This window comes from Galactobacter sp. (genome assembly GCF_022712295.1).
Classification (GTDB): Bacteria; Actinomycetota; Actinomycetes; order Actinomycetales; family Micrococcaceae; genus Galactobacter.
The window spans coordinates 1-3,440 of the sequence record NZ_JALAGT010000065.1 but is presented as its reverse complement, the minus strand read 5'-3'; the positions used below and the strand labels follow the sequence as shown (position 1 = coordinate 3,440).

Annotated in this window: 4 protein-coding genes; 2 read left to right on the top strand and 2 right to left on the bottom strand. The window is 65.0% G+C overall.

Going from position 1 to position 3,440, the window contains the following annotated elements; all coding sequences use genetic code 11:
- The first annotated feature begins 628 nt into the window (after window positions 1-628).
- Window positions 629-1,363, top strand: coding sequence for a DUF6226 family protein (locus Q0A15_RS05185; RefSeq protein ID WP_291278468.1), 735 nt, complete (start codon window positions 629-631; stop codon window positions 1,361-1,363).
- A gap of 91 nt (window positions 1,364-1,454) precedes the next feature.
- Here Q0A15_RS05185 and Q0A15_RS05180 read toward each other — a convergent pair whose 3' ends face one another.
- Window positions 1,455-2,012 (bottom strand): acyl-CoA thioesterase, encoded by a 558-nt coding sequence (locus tag Q0A15_RS05180; RefSeq protein WP_291278467.1) that lies wholly within the window; start codon window positions 2,010-2,012, stop codon window positions 1,455-1,457.
- A 270-nt stretch (window positions 2,013-2,282) separates the two neighbouring features.
- On the bottom strand, window positions 2,283-2,828 hold the full coding sequence (locus tag Q0A15_RS05175; RefSeq protein ID WP_291278466.1) for a GNAT family N-acetyltransferase: 546 nt from the start codon (window positions 2,826-2,828) through the stop codon (window positions 2,283-2,285).
- A 147-nt stretch (window positions 2,829-2,975) separates the two neighbouring features.
- Between Q0A15_RS05175 and Q0A15_RS05170 the strand changes: the two genes are divergently transcribed.
- Window positions 2,976-3,440, top strand: a 465-nt coding sequence (locus Q0A15_RS05170) for a pseudouridine synthase (protein ID WP_291278465.1), incomplete at its 3' end; no start/stop codon positions are given.

Sequence of the window (3,440 nt, the reverse complement as noted above, 5' to 3'; positions counted from 1 at the left end):
TCCCCTGAGGTGGTGTGTCCCCCTGAGCGGATCCCCCGATTCGCTTCCATGCACTAACTCTACTAGCACAGAACAACCAGAGCCAGTGCTTTTCTTAACTGCCAGGTGATTCCCAGATACCCGGGATCTAGGGAGTGACTAATCCACAAACTGTGGACGACACGCCCACAAAACTGCCTATCAACAATCCTGGATTCCAGAAAGCCGGTTAAGCGTCGCATGGGAATTGGGTTGACCCCAGGTGAGCGACCGAGGTGGTCGGTCGAGCCTGACGGGAGGATCGCCCAGGCGGGATGGAGCGGACGACGGATCCACTGGCAGGGACTCACGTGGCCGGGCGGAAGGTGTGTAGCCTGCAGCGGCGGGATGGTTGGGTGGTGGCAGCGCCTAATGAAGAGTGGTGGGTCGTCAAAGGAGGTCCCGCGGCGACGTCAAGGCCGGGCGGGGCGATCGGTTTCTCGGCGAGCGCGACTGGGCAGCACGGGTATCTGGGACCAGGGGCGCCCGGATCGGTGGGCAGCACGGGCCGATAGGCGCCTGAGTCGCAACCCAGAGACGGACGACTGACCGGGAGACGAGAACAGCCCCTACAGCGTGGCATGACGCCGAACGGCAGTAGTCTGCGAATATGAGTGAGGACAGCACCGACCCTACGGAATCCACACCGTGGTGGCTTGAGAGCGAGGAGCTGACTCCCGCCTGGCGACAGATCATGACCGAGGTCGAGGAGGCATTCGCCGAAACAGGTGCAGGCACCCCGCACTGGGAGAGCCCCCGCGAGGAAGTCATACCGGAGGCCTGGTACGAACGCGTCACGCGACCGGAACGCTACGAGATCCTCTGGGCCCGTGCGGCGGCATGGGAGCAGGTCATCATGGAACATGAGTGGGCGCAACGGGCTGAGCAGAATGTCGATGAGCTGGTCTGGGCGGAGGAGAAGCCGTTCGCCAAACGTCCGGTAGTCATCTTGGAGCCGCTACAGCCCGGAGGAGGCGTTCTAGCTCTGGCACGCACGGGCACCTCGACCGGCGACGTGACGCCTGGGGTCTTCGTCGCGACCGGTCACCCTCTGATGGCGCCATTGGGGATAGTCCCCGATTGCGGCTGCGACGCCTGTGACGGCGGATCGGCCGAGCTCATCGAGGACCTGGATCAGAGCATCATTCCGATCCTGGACGGCTCCCTCGTGGCAGACCTCAAGACCGAACGACGCAAGAGTGTCACGAGCTACCGCACCCCGTTCACGGCGGGATCATCCACGACCTTTGGCCACTTCAGGCGGAATGAGCGGCTCACCTCCTCCACCAGCCCTGGGCCATGGTTCCCCGACTGGACCCCGATGCAGATCATGGATCCCGTTTGAGTAGTTCCGACGGGCGCCCGAGACCCGCTCGGCGCCAAGCAACGGGTGATAGCCAACCTGCGCCCATCGTCAGCAACTGATTGGACGCTGATCAGGTCAGCGTCTTGGGCGGCTTCACCGCATCGGACCACAGATGCACCCATTCCGGGACCTCACGGCCTTCCGGCGCGGGGCCGGCCACAGCCAGTAGCTCCTCAGCGGAAACCCCACCCCCGGAACGCTTCAGGAAGCGGGCCTTCACGATGGCCTGGGCATGGACCTCGTCGCCGATGCAGAAGGACTGCTCCATGAAAACCCAGCGGTCCTCGATCCCGAGCAGCTTGGTGACGACGTCGAAGCGCTCGCCAGGGTGCAGGGACTTGCGATAGCTGATGGTCTGCGCGGCGACCACCGGATACCAGCCAAGATCCTTGCACCTGCCCCACAATCCGGAGGTCAACATCAGGTCCATGCGCCCAAGGTCCAAGATGGTCAGGTAACGGCCATTGTTCATGTGCCCCAACTGATCCAGGTCCAACGGCGCAACCCTGAACGGAGTGCGGAAAATGGACCACGCGGTTGGCCTGCCGCCCGGGAAGCTCGCCGGACCGCGGCGGCGTGTGCGTAGCGCCCGGAGGCGAAGGATCAACAGGCGGAAATAGAGGTTCACGGTTGGCTTGCTCCTATCAGCTGGCCGCGATGCACCGATGGCGCAAAGCCGCCCGGTCTTGAGCCGGTATGGGGATGGCACTCGAACTGCGCCCGGACGCGGCAGCCGGTGGTCACTGGCGAATGCATCTCAAGTTACCGCACAGTAGTATCGCGGAGTCAACAGACGACGCATTCCCAGCCAGGTTGTCCTGCAAAGCATCGGGCAGCAACGCACCGCGATCTGGTCCCGATCCGGCCTACTCGGAATCCCGTCTACTCGCGATTCCGTTTACTCGCGATCCGGGAAATACTTGAACCCCACATGGGAGGCCACGAACCCGAGGCGTTCGTAGAACCGGTGCGCATCCGAGCGCTGGACGTCCGAGGTCAGCTGCACCAGCCCGGCCCCAGTGGCCAAGGCGGCCGGACCCTTCGCCCATTCCATGACGGCACCACCGATCCCGTTCCCTCGTTCCGTGGCCGCGATCCGCACCGCCTCGACCAAGAGCCGCAGTGCACCCCGCCGCGCCAGCCCAGGGATCGCGGTCAATTGGAGCATCCCGATCACGTCGGAGCCGGGCTCTTCTTCGGCCCCGCCCGTCGGCCTGCGTTCCACCACCACGACAACATTGGAGGGGTCACGGGTCACCGCACGTAGTCCGGCCGCGTAGGCCGCGACATCAGCGTCGGAGGCGACGTCGCCACGCGAACGCGATACGGAGTCGTCGGCCAGAAGCTCCATGAGGGCGTCGAGATCCGATTCCACGGCCGCACGCAACTCGACGAGACCAGTAGGGGTTTCGACGACGGTGGGCAGCGGCAAGGAATCGATCACGAACCCCAGTATGGCAACCGAGCCCTGGTGGAAGCCCGTATCGATGGCCGGACGCCCACACCGACGGCGGAGGCCGCCGGCGAGCTCCACCGACCTGCGCCCACCAGCGTGCACGTCCACCCACCAGCGTGCGGGACAATGGAGCTCATGTCCCTGCGTTCCCCCCTGCCCGTCCGCAACGGGGTCAACGCCACCCGCCTGCACCTGCCGCTGACCGGGCCGTGGCCCACCATTCAGGACTACGTTCTGGCACGATTCGGGCACATCGACGCCGACGGCCTCAAGCGCAGATTCGCCACCGGCGAGGTCCAGGGAGTGGGAGGCACCATCATCGACGCCACCGCACCCTTAGGATCCCACGAGTTCCTCTGGTACTACCGCGACCTCCCGAAGGAGGAGCCGGTCCCCTTCCACGAGCAGATCCTGCATCTGGACCGCGACCTGCTGGTGGTGGACAAGCCCCACTTCCTCCCCACCACCCCGGGCGGCCGCTACGTGCAGGAATCCGCCCTGGTCCGTCTCCGGAATCGCCTGGGACTGCCGGAGATCATCCCCATGCACCGCCTGGACCGTGCCACCGCCGGAATACTCCTCTTCTCCGTGCGTCCGGAG